This window comes from Pseudomonas taiwanensis DSM 21245 (assembly GCF_000425785.1).
Taxonomy (GTDB): domain Bacteria; phylum Pseudomonadota; class Gammaproteobacteria; order Pseudomonadales; family Pseudomonadaceae; genus Aquipseudomonas; species Aquipseudomonas taiwanensis.
The window spans coordinates 140,064-155,635 of sequence record NZ_AUEC01000015.1 but is presented as its reverse complement, the minus strand read 5'-3'; the positions used below and the strand labels follow the sequence as shown (position 1 = coordinate 155,635).

Genomic DNA, 15,572 nt, shown 5'->3' with positions numbered 1-15,572 from the left:
ATGCAATCGCTTCCTGCATTCAAACGTGTCGTTACCGGCCACGATGCCAAGGGCCAGGCGGTCATCGCCAGTTGCGGCCCGACGCCAAACAACTTCCCGCTCATGGCAGTTCCCGGCACCCTGTTCTATGAGGTCTGGAACAGTGTCGGCAGCCCCGCGCTACTGGACAACGGCGATGACCCGACCGCGCAGCCACTGCAGCTGAGCCCTGGCAGGCTGGGCAGCGTGATCCGGGTAGTGGACATTCCGCCGGACAGCGTACAGAACCGGGTCAGCGCTGAAGCGGCGGCGGCTGTGTTCGCCGAGATCGGCCAGGTTGGTGCCGGCACGGGCAAGGCCGATTCGAAACACAAGCTGATGCACCGTACACAGACCCTGGACTACGGCATCGTCACTGAGGGCGAGGTCTGGTTGGTGCTGGACGATGGCGAGGTCCACCTCAAGCGCGGTGACATCGTGGTCCAGCGTGGCACCAACCACGCCTGGAGCAACCGCACCGAGCAGATGGCACGGATGGTCTTCATCCTGCTCGATGGCCGTTATGCCGACGACCTCAAGGAGCTGTTGCCATGAAGCTTGCCACACTCGATGACGGCAGCCGCGATGGCCGCTTGCTGGTAGTGGCCCGTGACCTCGGGCAAGCGGTCGATGCCAGCGACATCGCCGCCAACTTGCAGGTTGCCTTGGAGAACTGGCCCCAGGTCGAAGCCCGATTGCAGCAGCGCTATCAGCAGCTCAACGACAACACGGCCAGGGGGCGCTTCGATCTTGACCTGACCCGACTGGCCGCCCCCCTGCCGCGTGCCAGCCAATGGTTGGACGGCTCTTGCTTTCTCAGCCATGGCGAGCTGATGCAGAAGGCCTTCAACCTGGACCCCATTGAGGGCGTAGAGCACACGCCGCTGATCTACCAGGGCGCCAGTGACGACTTCCTCGGCCCGTGCGCGGACATACCTTTGCCCAGCGAAGCCCACGGCATCGACTTCGAAGGCGAGTTTGCCGTGTTGCTCGATGACGTCCCCATGGGCTGCCTGGCTGATCAGGCGTTGCAGCATGTGCGCCTGGTGCTGCAACTCAATGACGTCAGCCTGCGAGCCCTGGCCCCGAGGGAAATGAAGACTGGTTTTGGCTTTCTGCAGGCCAAGCCTGCCAGCACCTTCGCACCGGTAGCGGTGACGCCGGACGAACTTGGCGATGCGTGGCGCGAGGGTCGCGTGCACCTGCCGCTGCAGGTGGAGTGGAATGGCCAGTGGTTTGGCCACCCCCATGGGGGCACCATGCATTTTGGCTTTCACCAGCTGATCGCCCATGCGGCGCTGACACGGCGTTTGAGTGCCGGCACGCTGATTGGCTCCGGCACCGTGTCCAATGCCGATCGCAGTGTGGGCTCGGCGTGCATCGCCGAGCGCCGCGCCATCGAAACCATTGCCACTGGGGCGCCGCGCACGGCCTTCATGCGTTTTGGCGATCGCGTGCGCATGGAAGCCCGCGGCCTCTCTGGCGAAGTGCTGTTCGGTGCCATCGACCAGCGCGTGGTGCAGGGAGGCGGGCCATGCGCGTGATGATCACCGGCGCCAATGGATTCGTCGGTCGACAACTGGTGCGGCGCTTGTTGGACAGGGGGCAGTTGCGTGGGCAGCGCATCGAGGCATTGCTGCTGCTGGACCAGGTGCTGGATGGCTTGCCCGAGGACACGCGCCTGCGTTGCCACACCGGCAACATCACTGACGCGGCCTTGTTGCGCCGGATACTGGCAGATGGTGTCGACGTGGTGTTCCATCTGGTCAGTGTGCCGGGAGGCGCGGCCGAGGCGCAGTACGAGCTGGGTTATCAGGTGAATCTGCAAGCCAGCCTGGAACTGCTCAACCAGCTGCGCAATCGCTGTCGTCCTCCGGTGCTGGTGTACGCCAGCAGCGTAGCGGTATACGGCGGCGAGCTGCCGCTGCGCATGGACGAAGGCCAACCGGCGTCCCCGCAGCTTTCCTATGCGGCGCACAAGCGCATGGTCGAAATCGCCTTGCAAGACCTGTCCCGCCGTGGCGAGGTGGACGGCCGTGCCTTGCGCCTGCCCGGCATCATCGCCAGGCCGCGTGAGCCGAACGGTTTGCGTTCGGCGTTCATGAGCGACCTTCTACATGCCTATGCGGCGGGTGACGCCTACACCTGCCCGGTCTCGCCTGATGCACGTGCCTGGTGGATGTCGGCCAATTGCTGCGTGGACAACCTGCTGCGTGCTGCCGAACTGGAAGAACCCGGCAACCAGCGCATCTGGCAGTTACCTGTGTTGCATCTATCCATCGCCCAGGTGCTGGCCGGGCTGGCGACCAGCTTTGGCGAGGCCAACGGCGCACGCATCAGCTTCGCCCCGGACCCCCAACTGCAAGCGCAGTTCGGCAGCTATCCACCGCTGCGAACGTCCCAGGCCCGCGAGCTTGGTTTCTGCCACGACGGGTCGGTGGCCGCGCTGCTGCGCAATGCCCTCGACCTGCCGCTGCGCCGCAGTAACCGCGCCACCCATCGAAAAGGAATCCCTGCATGAGCATCAGTGCACGTCGTTTGCTGGACCTGTCTGTCACCCTGGACAACAACCCGTACACCGATCCACCGCCCCTGCTGCCGAAGATCGACTACATGGACCACCAGCAGGGCTGGCCGGAGATGGCCGCGATGTTTCCCGGACTACGCAAGGAAGACCTGCCGGGCGACGAATCCTGGGCAGCCGAACGCCTGCAGATCACCACCCATAGCGGGACGCACATGGATGCGCCCTGGCATTACGCGTCAACCACCGATGGTGGCAAGCCGGCCTTCGGCATTGACGAACTGCCGTTGGAGTGGTGCCTGCAGCCGGGTGTGAAACTGGACATGCGCCACTTGCCCGATGGTCACGTGGTCAGCGCGGCCGAGGTCGAGGCAGAGTTGGCGCGCATCGGCCATGAACTGCAGCCGCTGGATATCGTCTTGGTGAACACCCGCGCCGGTAGCCTGTTCGGCCAGCCCGGTTACCTGGAGGCTGGGGTCGGAATGGGCCGTGAGGCGACGCTCTATCTGTTGGAGCGGGGGGTGAGGGTGGTCGGTACCGATGCCTGGAGCTGGGACGCTCCGTTCAAGTACACCCGCGAACGTTTCATCGCTTCGGGCGATGCCTCGATTATCTGGGAGGGGCACAAGGCTGGGCGCGACATCGGGTATGGGCAGATGGAGAAGTTGGCCAATCTTGAAAAGCTGCCGCCGTTCGGTTTTCTGGTCAGTTGTTTCCCGTACAAGATTCGTCGGGCTTCTGCGGGCTTTGTTCGGGCTGTGGCGATCTTTACTTGATCTTGAGGGGCGTCAATCGAGCGCCGCCCGCGCGGCGCATCGCGAGCAAGGCTCCTACCTCTGTTTCGGGCCAGCCATGCCCGCACGATTTGCGCGCGACCGCCTTGCTGCACGGCGCAATGATCGCGCGCTTGCAGGCGCTGGCCTTGCTCGTGATGCGCGGCTCAGGCGCTAAGGCCCAAGAGCAGCAACGCAGCAATGCCGAGGCCGACAGCAATCGAACAGCCACCCAGCGATAACGCCGCCCGGCCTTGTCGGTACCACCCGTCATGCCCCAGCGCACGAGCCGGTGCCAACAGACTTCGCCAGCACAGTTCGGTCTCGTGGAAAGCTTGCAGATGCGCAGGGTCGGCATCGAGCCAGCGGCGGAAGTCGATGCGCTCGCAGGCGCTCGCCTGAGGATTCTGCAGGCGCACGTACCAGTGGCCGGCTAGGCGTGCCAAGGCATCGCCACGGGGACGTGCGCATTGCAGCGCCTGGATCATGTGCCGCTCGACGCTGGACAGCGGCAGGCCAAGGCGGGTAGCGATGCAGGGGAAATCGAGCTGGTCCAGACGATTGAGCAGGAAGACTTGCTGCACGCGGCGTGGAAGCCGCTTGAGGCCATGCAGAAGGGCATCGTCAGTGGGCCCTGCGACGGCATGGGGGCTGTGTTCAACGGGCAGCAGCGAACGGCTCATGGACAGCTCCGTGCTCAAGTGGGAAGGGGGCATCTTCCGTGATGCGGATTCAGAGTAAGTGAAACGAGATTGATTCTCAAGTGCTGATTCCGCAAAGTTTTGTAATGAGCGTTCACGCTCTGAAACATTTTTGCTATCATCGCCGCCATTCAACGATCTTCATTAGCCTGAAGAGCCAAAAAAAAGACCCGGCAAAAAGCCGGGTCAAAAACCGTGATTAGCCTGATGAGGAGATAATCTGAGAGCGACCTAAGCTCCAGGTTATCCAGCGGATCTCGCGATCAGCTGAGTGCAATAATAATCGTTATCATTTGCGAGTCAAATGAATTTTCAGTTATCCGGTAAAAAAGTATTACCGGTGCGCTCCTAGTCCCGGCAACCGGGGCCTTTGCCGTGACGCGGCTATCACGTTTCTCCCTTCCTAATCCGTGCTAAAGGCCCGTCTGCACCGAGCGTTTGTGTTCGAGCAGCGCCCTGGCCATGTCCATCATGTGCATCAACGCGAACGTCAACTCCCGCTGGGTGCCTTGCTGGTGCTGGGCCGTTTCCTGTGCCGTGGCCGCTGCGCAGCGTAGCAGTGCGATGGCGTGTTCCTGCGCCTGTTCGCCGGTAACGCCTTCGTGCAAGGTCCAGATCTTGTTCTGGGCAGTGGGGCGCGTTGGGTTGGGGTTCAGGTAATAGTCGAGGGCACGGCGAGCGGCTTCGCTGTCGAGATCTGTTTCGTCTTTTTTCGAGGGTTTCATCCTGATACCTGTGAATGCCAATGGGGAAAAGGTTCAACCCGAGTTTAATACTTGGGGTATTCTCTTGCTTTCTGATAAATAATACTAAATGTTTATTGAGCGCTCGAAGGCAGTCCGTATCGTGCCAGCGATGAATATGGATAAATGGATTGCCCTCGTCCGTGAGCGGATGGAGGAGCTCGATATCTCCCAGGAGCAACTGGCCGAACGCGTTGGCGTCTCCCAAGGTAGCGTGGGTCATTGGCTATGCAAGCGGCGCCAACCCAGGGTCGACTCGATGAACCGTGTGTTCGTCGAACTGGGCATGCCTCACTATCACGTCAGCATGCAGTTGCGGGTGCTGGGGCGGGTGGGCGAAGACCCAGGTAGCTATACCTTGGATGAGGTCGATGACGACCAGGACCTGATGCAGTACATCGTGTGTTTTCGCTACCCGGTGCTGGGCTGGGAGCAGGTCGGCTCAAGCACGGCCGAATCATCCACGGTGTTCGAGCAGACCGACTATCTGGCACAGGGCAATGCGTTCTGGCTGCCGGTCGAAAACGATGCCATGAGTACGAACACGGGCCGCAGCGTGCCTCAAGGCATGCGTGTGCTGGTTGACCCAGGGCTTGAGGCTGTGCCGGGAAAACTGGTGATTGCACGGTTGCCTGGCAAGTCGGCGATTTTGCGGGAGCTGGCCGAGGAGGGCGGGCAACGCTATCTGAAAGCGCTCAACAACAGTTATCCGGCGCTCCTTTGCGAGGAGGGGTGTGAGTTTCTGGGCGTCGTCGTGCAGGCGCACGGGGTTTTCTAGCTGGATCGTGGCCTCATCGCCGGCTTGCCGACGATGAGGCCAGAACAGACAACACACACCGTTGCCCAAGCCCAATCACTCAGCCAGTTCGACCAGCGCCGTTCCTTCGCTGACCATATCCCCTTCCTGACAGAACAGTGCCTTCACCGTCCCGGCGTGTGGGGCGCGAATGCTGTGTTCCATCTTCATCGCCTCCAGCACCACAAGCGCAGCGCCGGCCTCCACCCGTTGCCCCAACTCGACCAGCACCCGCACGATACTGCCGTTCATGGGCGCCGTCAGGCCGCCTTGATGGCCATGGCTGGCCTCGGCTTCGGCGATCGGGTCGAACGCTTCCACGGCGTGCACTTCACCTTCCCAGCGCAGGAACAGCGTGCTGCCTTTGCGCACGGCCAGATGCCGGCGGCGCATGCCATCGTGGTCTTGGCACAACTGCTCGCCATCGAGCTGCCAGGTCGATGCGGCGCTGCGTTCGAGGGCGACGGCCTGAGCTTGCCCGCCGCTCAACAGGTGCAGGCTGCTGCGTGCCGGCAACCCCAGGCGCAGGCCGTTGTGTTCCCGCCAGGGCGAGCCTGCGTCGTCGGCGCGCTCGTGCGGTGCCTGGCCCAGCAGCCAGGCTTCGGCCGCTGCTTCCCAGAAGGTGGCCGGCAGTGCCTGGGGCGCAGGCAGCAAGACGTCTTGATGGCGCGGGATGAACCCAGTATCGAGTTCTGCCTCGGCGAACGCCGGGTGGGCGAGAATTCGGCGCAGGAAGTTGATGTTGGTCTTGAGGCCGCCGATGGCGAACTCGTCGAGCATCGCCAGCAACCGCAGGCGCGCCTGTTCGCGGTCCTGGCCCCAGGCAATCAGCTTGCCCAGCATCGGGTCGTAGAACGGCGACACCACATCGCCCTCGCTGACGCCGCTATCGACCCGGCGCCCTTCGCCCGGCGCCGACTCGCGGTACAGCGTCAGGGTGCCAGTGGCCGGTAGGAATTCATTGGCTGGGTCCTCGGCGTACAGACGTACCTCGATGGCATGGCCCATCAGAGGCACCTCGGCTTGGGTGATCGGCAACGGTTCGCCGCAGGCCACGCGGATCTGCCAGGCCACCAGGTCGAGGCCGGTGATGGCTTCGGTGACCGGGTGCTCCACCTGCAGGCGGGTGTTCATCTCCATGAAGAAGAACTCGCCACGGGCATCGAGCAGGAACTCCACGGTCCCCGCGCCAACGTAGCCGATGGCCTGGGCGGCACGCACTGCAGCTTCACCCATGGCCTGGCGCAGTTCCGGGGAAAGGCCTGGCGCCGGGGCTTCCTCGACGACCTTCTGGTGACGACGCTGGATCGAGCAGTCACGCTCGTTCAGGTACAGGCAGTTGCCGTGCTGGTCGGCGAACACCTGGATTTCCACATGACGTGGCTTGAGCACGTACTTTTCCACGAGCATGCGCGAGTCGCCGAACGACGATTGCGCTTCACGCTGGGCCGAGGCCAGGGCGTCGGCAAGCTGGCTTTCGTCCTCGACCACCTTCATGCCCTTGCCACCGCCGCCCGCACTGGCCTTGAGCAGAACCGGGTAGCCGATGCGTTCGGCGGCGGCGCGGAAGGTTTCCAGGTCCTGGGCCTCGCCATGATAGCCGGGCACCAGGGGTACGCCGGCAGCTTCCATCAGTGCCTTGGCCGCCGACTTGCTGCCCATGGCGTCGATGGCACTGGCCGGTGGACCGAGGAAGATCAGCCCGGCTTGTTCGATGGCCCGGGCAAAGGTGGCGTTTTCGGACAGGAAGCCATAGCCGGGATGGATGGCCTGGGCGCCGCTGGCCTTGGCGGCGGCCAGCAACTTGTCGATCACCAGGTAGCTTTCGGCGGCCTTGGTGCCGCCCAGGTCGACACGGATGTCCGCTTCACGGCTGTGGCGGGCGTCACGATCGGTAGCGCTGTGCACGGCGACGGTGGTCAGTCCCATGGACTTGGCGGTGCGCATTACCCGGCAGGCGATTTCGCCACGGTTGGCGACCAGCAGGGTGGTCAGTGTGGGGCGGCTCATGGGCGCGGCTCCTTCTTGTCGTCGTTTTGCCAGGCGGGGCGGCGTTTTTCCAGGAAGGCGCGCAGGCCTTCCTGGCCTTCTGCGCTGACGCGGATGCGGGCAATGGTGTTTTCGCAATAGCGGCGCAGGGCGGGGCTGAGTTCGCCGTCGTCCACTTCGCGCAGCAGGTCCTTGGTGACACGCAGCGCCTGCGGGCTGTTCTGCAATAGATTGGCTACCCAAGCCTCGACCTGTGCATCCAGCTCGGCGGCGGGATACACCTGCGCAAGCAGGCCCAGTTCGTGCGCGCGCACGCCGCTGAAACGCTCGGCGGTCAGGGCATAGCGGCGTGCGGCGCGTTCGCCGATGGCCTTGACCACGAACGGGCTGATGACCGCTGGCGCCAGGCCGATGCGCACTTCCGAGAGGCACAGCTGAGCGTCTTCGGCGCCGATGGCCATGTCACAGCAACTGATCAGGCCCAGTGCGCCACCAAAGGCCGCGCCTTGCACCACGGCCAAGGTCGGCGCCTTGAGACGGTGCAAGGCGTACATCAGCTCGCCGAGTTCGCGGGCGTCGTCGAGGTTGGTGTTGAAGTCCAGCTGCGCCGATTGCTGCATCCAGGCCAGGTCGGCGCCAGCGCTGAAGTGCCGGCCACGGCCGCGCAGCAGCAAAAAGCGCAGGCTCGCGTCCTCGGCCAACTGGTCGAGGGCGACGATCAGCTCGCGGATCATCAGCGCGTTGAAGGCGTTGTTCTTGTCCTCTCGGCTCAGCCACAAGGTGGCGAAGCCGCGCGGGTCGCGAATCACTTCGAGGGTGCTGAAATCGCTCATGGATCACATCCGGAATATGCCGAAGCGGCTCTGTTCGATCGGGGCGTTCAGCGAGGCGGACAACGCCAGGCCGAGCACGTCGCGGGTCTGCGCCGGGTCGATGACGCCGTCGTCCCACAGCCGGGCGCTGGAGTAGTAGGGGTGGCCCTGGTGCTCGTACTGGTCGAGAATCGGCTGCTTCAGGCGCGCCTCGTCTTCGGCGCTGAAGGGCTGGCCACTGCGTTCGCTCTGCTCGCGCTTGACCTGCGCCAGTACCCCGGCGGCTTGCTCGGCGCCCATCACACCGATGCGCGCGTTGGGCCACATCCACAGGAAGCGCGGGTCGTAGGCCCGGCCGCACATGCCATAGTTGCCGGCGCCGAAACTGCCGCCGATGATCACCGTGAACTTCGGCACCTGGGCACAAGCCACGGCGGTCACCAACTTGGCGCCATGCTTGGCGATGCCGCCCTCTTCGTACTTCTTGCCGACCATGAAACCGGTGATGTTTTGCAGGAACAGCAGCGGAATGCCCCGCTGGCAGGCCAGTTCGATGAAATGCGCACCTTTTTGCGCAGCTTCGGCGAACAGGATGCCGTTGTTGGCCAGGATCGCGACCGGATAGCCGTGCAGGTGGGCGAAACCGCACACCAAGGTGGTACCGAACAGCGCCTTGAACTCATCGAACACCGAGCCGTCGACCAGGCGGGCGATCACCTCGCGGACATCGAACGGTTGCTTGGCGTCGGCCGGCACCACGCCGTACAGCTCCTCGGCGCTATACAGCGGGGCGATGGGCGTTTGGCGCTGCAGTTTGCCCAGCTTGTGCCAGTTGAGGTTGGCGACGCTGCGCCGCGCCAGGGCCAGGGCGTGTTCGTCGTTGTCGGCATAATGGTCGGCCACGCCGCTGGTACGGCAATGCACGTCGGCACCACCCAGGTCCTCGGCGCTCACCACCTCCCCGGTAGCGGCTCTCACCAGAGGCGGGCCGGCGAGGAAGATGGTGGCCTGCTGGCGTACCATGATCGCTTCGTCGGCCATGGCTGGCACGTAGGCGCCACCGGCGGTGCACGAGCCCATCACCACGGCGATCTGCGCAATGCCCAACGCGCTCATGTTCGCCTGGTTGAAGAAGATGCGGCCGAAATGCTCACGGTCGGGGAACACTTCATCCTGGCGCGGCAGGTTGGCGCCGCCCGAGTCCACCAGGTAGATGCACGGCAGACGGTTCTGCAACGCGATGGTCTGGGCGCGCAGGTGCTTTTTCACCGTCAGCGGGTAGTAGGACCCGCCTTTGACCGTGGCGTCGTTGGCCACGATCATGCACTCCACGCCCTCGACACGGCCGATACCGGCGATCAGGCCCGCCGCGGGCACGTCTTCGCCATAGACTTCATGGGCCGCCAGCTGACCGATCTCAAGGAAGGGCGAGCCGGTGTCGAGCAGGCGGTCGATACGCTCGCGTGGCAACAGCTTGCCCCGCGAGGTGTGCCGTTCCTGAGCTTTCGGCCCTCCGCCCTGGCTGACCTGGGCGAGCAGGCTGCGCAGGGCTTGGACCTGTTCTAGCATGGCCGCGCTGTTGCTGGCGAACTCCGCCGAGCGCGGGTTGATCTGGGTATGCAGGATAGCCATGGACGCCCGTTCCTTATGCTCAGCGGGTTTCGTTGAACAGTTCGCGGCCGATCAGCATCCGACGGATTTCGCTGGTGCCGGCACCGATCTCGTACAGCTTGGCGTCGCGCAGCAAGCGGCCGGCCGGGAACTCGTTGATGTAGCCGTTGCCGCCGAGAATCTGAATCGCTTCCAGGGCCATCTGGGTGGCGCGTTCGGCGGTATAGAGGATGACCCCGGCGGCGTCCTTGCGGGTGGTCTCGCCACGGTCGCAGGCCTGGGCCACGGCATACAGGTAGGCGCGGCTGGCATTGAGCTGGGTGTACATGTCGGCGATCTTGCCCTGGATCAGCTGGAATTCGCCGATGCTCTGGCCGAACTGCTTGCGATCGTGAATGTAGGGCACCACCAGGTCCATGCAGCTTTGCATGATGCCGGTGGGGCCGCCGGAGAGCACCACACGCTCGTAGTCCAGGCCACTCATTAGCACGCGCACACCGCCGTTGAGCTGGCCGAGGATGTTCTCTTGCGGGACTTCGACGCCATCGAAGAACAGCTCGCAGGTGTTGGAGCCGCGCATGCCCAGCTTGTCGAACTTGTTGCTGCGGCTGAAGCCTTTCCAGTCACGCTCGACGATAAACGCGGTGATGCCATGGGGGCCCTTGTCCAGGTTGGTCTTGGCGTAGATCACGTAGGTGTTGGCATCGGGGCCGTTGGTGATCCAGGTCTTGCTGCCGTTCAGTACGTAGTGGTCGCCGCGTTTTTCCGCACGCAGTTTCATCGACACCACGTCGGATCCGGCATTGGGCTCGCTCATGGCCAGGGCGCCGATGTGTTCGCCGCTGATCAGCTTGGGTAGGTACTTGAGCTTCTGCTCGTGGCTGCCATTGCGGTTGATCTGGTTGACGCAGAGGTTGGAATGAGCGCCATAGGAGAGGGCTACCGAGGCCGAGCCACGGCTGACTTCTTCCATGGACACCACGTGCGCCAGGTAACCCAGGCCGGCACCACCGTACTCTTCCGGCACGGTGATGCCCAGCAGGCCCATGTCACCGAACTTGCGCCACATGTCGGCGGGGAACAGGTTGTCGTGGTCGATCTGCGCAGCGCGGGGGGCCAGTTCGGCAGCGACGAACGTGCGGACCTGGTCGCGGAGCATGTCGATGGTCTCGCCCAGGGCGAAGTTCAGGGAGGGGTAATGCATGCTGGGGCACCTTGTTGTTCTTGAAATAGGGGAAACAGCCTGGTTCAAGGATCCGGCGTCCTGCCTGAGGGCCGGTGTCGTTCATCACCTTTACGTTAACGTAAACCTGACCCTCATCGCTGTCAATCCATTCATCACCTTTACGTAAACGTAAATCTGCGCCAGAGTATTCCTGCTTGCTTCAGTCGTGCCCAGAACAACCACAAGAAGGGACACCCATGAGTCAACCAAGCTACACCCGCGGTCGCCAGGACCGACCCTTGCTGACCCAAACCATCGGCCAGGCCTTCGATGCCACTGTGGCCCGGTGCGCCGACGGCGAGGCGCTGGTGGCCCGCCATCAGGGCCTGCGCTACACCTGGCGTCAGTTGGCCGAGCAGGTCGAAATGCACGCTCGTGCCCTGATGGCGCTGGAGGTGAACACCGGCGACCGGGTCGGGATCTGGTCACCCAACTGCGCCCAGTGGTGCATCCTGCAACTGGCCAGCGCCAAGGTCGGTGCCATCCTGGTCAACATCAACCCGGCATACCGGGTGGGCGAGCTGGAATATGTCTTGCGCCAATCCGGCTGCCGTTGGTTGGTATGTGCCGATGCCTTCAAGACCTCCGATTACCATGCCATGGTCCAGGAACTGGTGCCGGAACTGGCCAGCGCCACTGCAGGTGAGCTGGCTTGCGAACGCTTGCCCGACCTGCGTGGCGTGATCAGTCTGGCGGCCACCCCACCGGTGGGCTTTCTACCCTGGCAAGCACTGGCCGAACGGGCAGGGCAGGTCTCGGCGCAGGCCTGCTTGGCTCGCCAGCAAAGCCTGCAATTCGACCAGCCGGTGAACATCCAGTACACCTCCGGTACCACAGGCGCGCCCAAGGGCGCCACGCTCAGTCACTACAATATCCTCAACAACGGCTTCATGGTCGGCGAAAGCCTCGGCCTGACCGAGCGCGACCGCATGGTGATCCCGGTGCCGCTGTACCACTGCTTCGGCATGGTCATGGCCAACCTCGGTTGCATCACCCACGGCAGCACCATGATCTACCCCAACGACGCCTTCGACGCCGAACTCACCCTGCGCGCAGTGGCCCAAGAGCGTGCCAGCATCCTTTATGGCGTGCCGACCATGTTCATCGCCATGCTCGACCACCCCTCGCGTGCACAGATGGACCTTTCGACGCTGCGCAGCGGCATCATGGCCGGTGCCACTTGCCCGATCGAGGTGATGCGACGGGTCATCGACCAGATGCACATGGCCGAAGTACAGATCGCCTACGGCATGACGGAAACCAGCCCGGTGTCGCTGCAGACCGGTCCGGACGACGACCTTGAGCTGCGTGTGACCACCGTCGGCCGTACCCAGCCGCAACTTGAGACCAAACTGGTCGACCAGGAGGGGCGCATCGTCCCGCGCGGCGAGATCGGCGAGCTGTGCACCCGTGGCTACAGCGTGATGCTCGGGTACTGGGACAACACCCAGGCCACCGTGGACGCCATCGACCCGGCCGGCTGGATGCACACCGGCGACCTGGCGGTGATGGACGAGGCGGGCTATGTGCGTATCGTCGGGCGCAACAAGGACATGATCATCCGCGGCGGCGAGAACATCTACCCACGCGAACTGGAGGAGTTCTTCTACACCCACCCGGCGGTGGCCGATGCGCAGGTGATCGGCATACCATGCAACAAGTATGGCGAGGAGGTGGTGGCCTGGATCAAGCTACACCCCGGGCACAGCGCGACCGTCGAAGAGCTGCAGGCCTGGTGCAAGGCCCGCATTGCCCATTTCAAGGTGCCGCGGCATTACCGGTTCGTCGATGAATTTCCGATGACGGTCACCGGCAAGGTGCAGAAGTTACGGATGCGCGAGATCAGCATGGCAGAGCTGGGTTGACCGTTTCGGCCTGATCGGCGGCAAGCCGGCGATCAGGCTGACAACCCCACCACGATCCTTGGCTATCCTTATGCCTTCACCGGTGGCTCCTGGCTGGGCGGGTCACCCACGGTTGGCGGCACGGTCGGCTTGATCGGCAGCTCGTTGGGGTCTTCTTCCGGTACCGGCGGCGGCAGGCTGGGGTCGTCGATGTTCGGGTCGGGTGTCTCCGGTGGAATGGGAATGTTCATGGCCTGACCTCGCAGGGTGATAGGAGAGGGTGGTGCAGGCTTTGATGCGTGCCAGCGCCAATCGCTCATTTTTTTTGAACCCCCTGCCGGTCGACGGCTCTGAATCCTTAGCGCCAATGCCAACAGGGAGCCAGGACCGATGACGCGCAACGAGCCCTTCGAAAGCGTACCGATGGCGAACGATCACCCCGACCAGGCTATTAGCCTGTCCCAGGCGCTGCTGGCGCCGCGCATCGTGATCGAGGACACCAGCCCGGTGCTCGACGCTGGCACTTTCGCCGCCAAGGCCATCAGCGGCCAGCCGGTCACGGTCAGCAGCAAGGTCTATAGCGATGGCCATGACCGCCTGGCGGTAACCCTGGTGTGGCGACAGGCCCACAGCCGCCGCTGGCACTGTGTGCCGATGCATTCCCCTGGTAACGACCTGTGGCTGGCCGAGTTCACCCCAGTCGAGCTGGGCTTGCACCTATTCAGTATCGAGGCCTGGATCGACCCGTTCGCGACCTACTGCCACGACCTTGAGAAAAAGTACCATGCGGGTGTCGAGGTGTCGCTGGAGCTGGAGGAGGGCAGGCTGATGCTTGGCAAGGGCCTGGAGCGCAGCGATGGGGCCCTGCGCAAGGAAATCCAGACGCTGCTCGACAGCTTGCCGACCCTGCCGGCGGATGACCAGGTGGCGCTGCTGCTCGATGCCAACACTGCGCGCTTGATGAGCGAGGCCGAACATCGCAGCTACCTGACCCGTAGCACCGAATTCCCGCTGGATGTCGATCGTGAGGCGGCGCTGTTCGCCAGTTGGTACGAACTGTTTCCCCGCTCGATCACCGATAGCCCTGACCGCCACGGCACCTTCAACGATGTGCACGCACGTTTGCCGATGATCCGCGACATGGGCTTCGACGTGCTGTACTTTCCGCCCATCCACCCTATCGGAACGCAGTACCGCAAGGGCCGCAACAATGCCCTGCGTGCTGAGACGGGTGACCCCGGCAGCCCTTACGCCATCGGTAGCCACGAGGGCGGGCACGAGGCCATTCACCCGCAGCTGGGCAGCCGCGACGACTTCCGACGGCTGGTGGCCGCAGCCGCTGAGCATGGCCTGGAAATCGCCCTGGACTTCGCCATCCAGTGCTCCCAGGATCACCCCTGGCTCAAGGAACACCCCGGCTGGTTCAGCTGGCGCCCCGACGGCACGATCCGCTATGCCGAGAACCCACCCAAGAAGTACCAGGACATCGTCAATGTCGACTTCTATGCGCCCGAGGCGGTGCCATCGCTGTGGCTGGCATTGCGCGACGTGGTGGTCGGTTGGGTCGAGGAGGGGGTGAAGACGTTTCGCGTGGACAATCCGCACACCAAGCCCCTGCCATTCTGGCAATGGCTGATCGCCAATGTGCGCAGCCAGCACCCGGAGGTGATCTTCCTCGCCGAGGCCTTCACCCGACCGGCGATGATGGCGCGCCTGGGCAAGGTCGGTTATGCCCAAAGCTATACCTACTTCACCTGGCGTAACACCAAGCAAGAACTGCGCGAGTACTTCGAACAGCTCAACCAGCCGCCCTGGAGCCAATGCTATCGCCCCAACTTCTTCGTCAATACGCCCGACATCAACCCGTTCTTCCTGCACAGCTCCGGGCGCGCCGGTTTCCTCATTCGTGCCGCGCTGGCCACCATGGGTTCGGGGTTGTGGGGGATGTATTCGGGCTTCGAACTGTGCGAAAGCACGCCACTGCCGGGCAAGGAAGAGTACATGGACTCGGAGAAGTACGAGATCCGTCCGCGGGACTTCACCCAGCCCGGCAACATCATCGCCGAAATCGCCCAGCTCAATCGCATTCGCCGCCAGAACCGTGCCTTGCAGACCCACCTGGGCGTGGCGTTCTTCAATTGCTGGAACGACAACATCCTGTATTTCGCCAAACGCACCCCAGAGCGCGACAACTTCATCCTGGTGGCGGTGAGCCTCGATCCCCATAACGCCCAGGAGGCGAGCTTCGAACTGCCGCTGTGGGAACTGGGCCTGGACGACAACGCCGACACCCTCGGTGAAGACCTGATGACCGGTCATCGCTGGACCTGGCATGGCAAGACCCAGTGGATGCGCATAGAGCCCTGGCATTCGCCGTTCGGCATCTGGCGCATCGAAAAGGCCCATTGACGGTCGCACGCTGTTCCCTGTGGGAGCGGGCTCACCCGCGAACTCGGGCCAATCCGGTGCTATGGAGCCCGTTGCACACTGCGCCGGGATCTGCGGCTCACAGGAGATCGCGCAAGTTCAAGAAAGC

At 63.6% G+C, this 15,572-nt stretch carries 14 protein-coding genes; 7 read left to right on the top strand and 7 right to left on the bottom strand.

The features are described from left to right. From H620_RS0107195 to H620_RS0107180, 4 genes are read left to right on the top strand one after another with little or no spacing between them, the layout of a single operon-like run. On the top strand, positions 1-573 hold the full coding sequence (locus tag H620_RS0107195) for a cupin domain-containing protein (protein ID WP_023379976.1): 573 nt from the start codon (positions 1-3) through the stop codon (positions 571-573). Continuing rightward, complete coding sequence (locus tag H620_RS0107190) at positions 570-1,562, top strand: fumarylacetoacetate hydrolase family protein (RefSeq protein WP_023379977.1); 993 nt, start codon at positions 570-572, stop codon at positions 1,560-1,562. Before H620_RS0107195 ends, H620_RS0107190 begins: the two co-directional genes overlap by 4 nt. Continuing rightward, positions 1,553-2,539: an NAD-dependent epimerase/dehydratase family protein gene (locus H620_RS0107185; RefSeq protein WP_027907043.1), complete on the top strand. Its 987-nt coding sequence runs from the start codon at positions 1,553-1,555 to the stop codon at positions 2,537-2,539. Before H620_RS0107190 ends, H620_RS0107185 begins: the two co-directional genes overlap by 10 nt. Next, the gene (locus H620_RS0107180) at positions 2,536-3,318 is read left to right on the top strand and encodes a cyclase family protein (RefSeq protein ID WP_023379979.1); all 783 of its coding nucleotides are present in this window, start codon (positions 2,536-2,538) and stop codon (positions 3,316-3,318) included. Before H620_RS0107185 ends, H620_RS0107180 begins: the two co-directional genes overlap by 4 nt. A 164-nt stretch (positions 3,319-3,482) precedes the next feature. Here the strand turns inward: H620_RS0107180 and H620_RS0107175 are convergent, their stop codons facing one another. Both H620_RS0107175 and H620_RS0107170 read right to left on the bottom strand, forming a co-directional pair. After that, on the bottom strand, positions 3,483-3,998 hold the full coding sequence (locus H620_RS0107175; protein ID WP_023379980.1) for a DUF4880 domain-containing protein: 516 nt from the start codon (positions 3,996-3,998) through the stop codon (positions 3,483-3,485). A 431-nt stretch (positions 3,999-4,429) separates the two neighbouring features. After that, a complete protein-coding gene (locus tag H620_RS0107170) occupies positions 4,430-4,741 on the bottom strand; it encodes a DUF6124 family protein (protein WP_023379981.1) in 312 nt (103 codons plus the stop codon). Between the two features lie 88 nt (positions 4,742-4,829). On the opposite strand from H620_RS0107170, the gene H620_RS0107165 reads away from it, so the two are divergent. Then, positions 4,830-5,537, top strand: coding sequence for a LexA family protein (locus H620_RS0107165; RefSeq protein WP_041925469.1), 708 nt, complete (start codon positions 4,830-4,832; stop codon positions 5,535-5,537). Between the two features lie 75 nt (positions 5,538-5,612). Here the strand turns inward: H620_RS0107165 and H620_RS0107160 are convergent, their stop codons facing one another. From H620_RS0107160 to H620_RS0107145, 4 genes are read right to left on the bottom strand one after another with little or no spacing between them, the layout of a single operon-like run. Continuing rightward, positions 5,613-7,565 (bottom strand): acetyl/propionyl/methylcrotonyl-CoA carboxylase subunit alpha, encoded by a 1,953-nt coding sequence (locus H620_RS0107160; protein WP_023379983.1) that lies wholly within the window; start codon positions 7,563-7,565, stop codon positions 5,613-5,615. Beyond that, a complete protein-coding gene (locus H620_RS0107155; protein WP_023379984.1) occupies positions 7,562-8,377 on the bottom strand; it encodes a gamma-carboxygeranoyl-CoA hydratase in 816 nt (271 codons plus the stop codon). The genes H620_RS0107160 and H620_RS0107155 overlap by 4 nt, the downstream gene beginning before the upstream one ends. A gap of 3 nt (positions 8,378-8,380) precedes the next feature. Further along, positions 8,381-9,988: a carboxyl transferase domain-containing protein gene (locus H620_RS0107150; protein WP_023379985.1), complete on the bottom strand. Its 1,608-nt coding sequence runs from the start codon at positions 9,986-9,988 to the stop codon at positions 8,381-8,383. A gap of 19 nt (positions 9,989-10,007) precedes the next feature. After that, a complete protein-coding gene (locus H620_RS0107145) occupies positions 10,008-11,171 on the bottom strand; it encodes an isovaleryl-CoA dehydrogenase (protein WP_027907041.1) in 1,164 nt (387 codons plus the stop codon). 218 nt (positions 11,172-11,389) lie between these two features. Here H620_RS0107145 and H620_RS0107135 point away from each other — a divergent pair, with 218 nt between their 5' ends. After that, complete coding sequence (locus tag H620_RS0107135; RefSeq protein WP_027907040.1) at positions 11,390-13,057, top strand: AMP-binding protein; 1,668 nt, start codon at positions 11,390-11,392, stop codon at positions 13,055-13,057. A 68-nt stretch (positions 13,058-13,125) separates the two neighbouring features. Here H620_RS0107135 and H620_RS27160 read toward each other — a convergent pair whose 3' ends face one another. Then, positions 13,126-13,287 carry a hypothetical protein gene (locus H620_RS27160; RefSeq protein ID WP_023379988.1) on the bottom strand — a complete coding sequence of 54 codons (162 nt, stop codon included), beginning with the start codon at positions 13,285-13,287 and terminating at the stop codon, positions 13,126-13,128. 139 nt (positions 13,288-13,426) lie between these two features. Between H620_RS27160 and H620_RS0107125 the strand changes: the two genes are divergently transcribed. Continuing rightward, a complete protein-coding gene (locus H620_RS0107125; protein WP_027907039.1) occupies positions 13,427-15,445 on the top strand; it encodes an alpha-1,4-glucan--maltose-1-phosphate maltosyltransferase in 2,019 nt (672 codons plus the stop codon). Positions 15,446-15,572: the final 127 nt, after the last annotated feature.

What these genes read in the sequence shown, in the direction of transcription:
- H620_RS0107195 (WP_023379976.1), top strand. Translation starts at nt 1, where the DNA reads ATGCAATCGCTTCCTGCATTCAAACGTGTCGTTACCGGCCACGATGCC.
- H620_RS0107190 (WP_023379977.1), top strand. Translation starts at nt 570, where the DNA reads ATGAAGCTTGCCACACTCGATGACGGCAGCCGCGATGGCCGCTTGCTG.
- H620_RS0107185 (WP_027907043.1), top strand. Translation starts at nt 1,553, where the DNA reads ATGCGCGTGATGATCACCGGCGCCAATGGATTCGTCGGTCGACAACTG.
- H620_RS0107180 (WP_023379979.1), top strand. Translation starts at nt 2,536, where the DNA reads ATGAGCATCAGTGCACGTCGTTTGCTGGACCTGTCTGTCACCCTGGAC.
- H620_RS0107175 (WP_023379980.1), bottom strand. Translation starts at nt 3,998, where the DNA reads ATGAGCCGTTCGCTGCTGCCCGTTGAACACAGCCCCCATGCCGTCGCA.
- H620_RS0107170 (WP_023379981.1), bottom strand. Translation starts at nt 4,741, where the DNA reads ATGAAACCCTCGAAAAAAGACGAAACAGATCTCGACAGCGAAGCCGCT.
- H620_RS0107165 (WP_041925469.1), top strand. Translation starts at nt 4,830, where the DNA reads ATGTTTATTGAGCGCTCGAAGGCAGTCCGTATCGTGCCAGCGATGAAT.
- H620_RS0107160 (WP_023379983.1), bottom strand. Translation starts at nt 7,565, where the DNA reads ATGAGCCGCCCCACACTGACCACCCTGCTGGTCGCCAACCGTGGCGAA.
- H620_RS0107155 (WP_023379984.1), bottom strand. Translation starts at nt 8,377, where the DNA reads ATGAGCGATTTCAGCACCCTCGAAGTGATTCGCGACCCGCGCGGCTTC.
- H620_RS0107150 (WP_023379985.1), bottom strand. Translation starts at nt 9,988, where the DNA reads ATGGCTATCCTGCATACCCAGATCAACCCGCGCTCGGCGGAGTTCGCC.
- H620_RS0107145 (WP_027907041.1), bottom strand. Translation starts at nt 11,171, where the DNA reads ATGCATTACCCCTCCCTGAACTTCGCCCTGGGCGAGACCATCGACATG.
- H620_RS0107135 (WP_027907040.1), top strand. Translation starts at nt 11,390, where the DNA reads ATGAGTCAACCAAGCTACACCCGCGGTCGCCAGGACCGACCCTTGCTG.
- H620_RS27160 (WP_023379988.1), bottom strand. Translation starts at nt 13,287, where the DNA reads ATGAACATTCCCATTCCACCGGAGACACCCGACCCGAACATCGACGAC.
- H620_RS0107125 (WP_027907039.1), top strand. Translation starts at nt 13,427, where the DNA reads ATGACGCGCAACGAGCCCTTCGAAAGCGTACCGATGGCGAACGATCAC.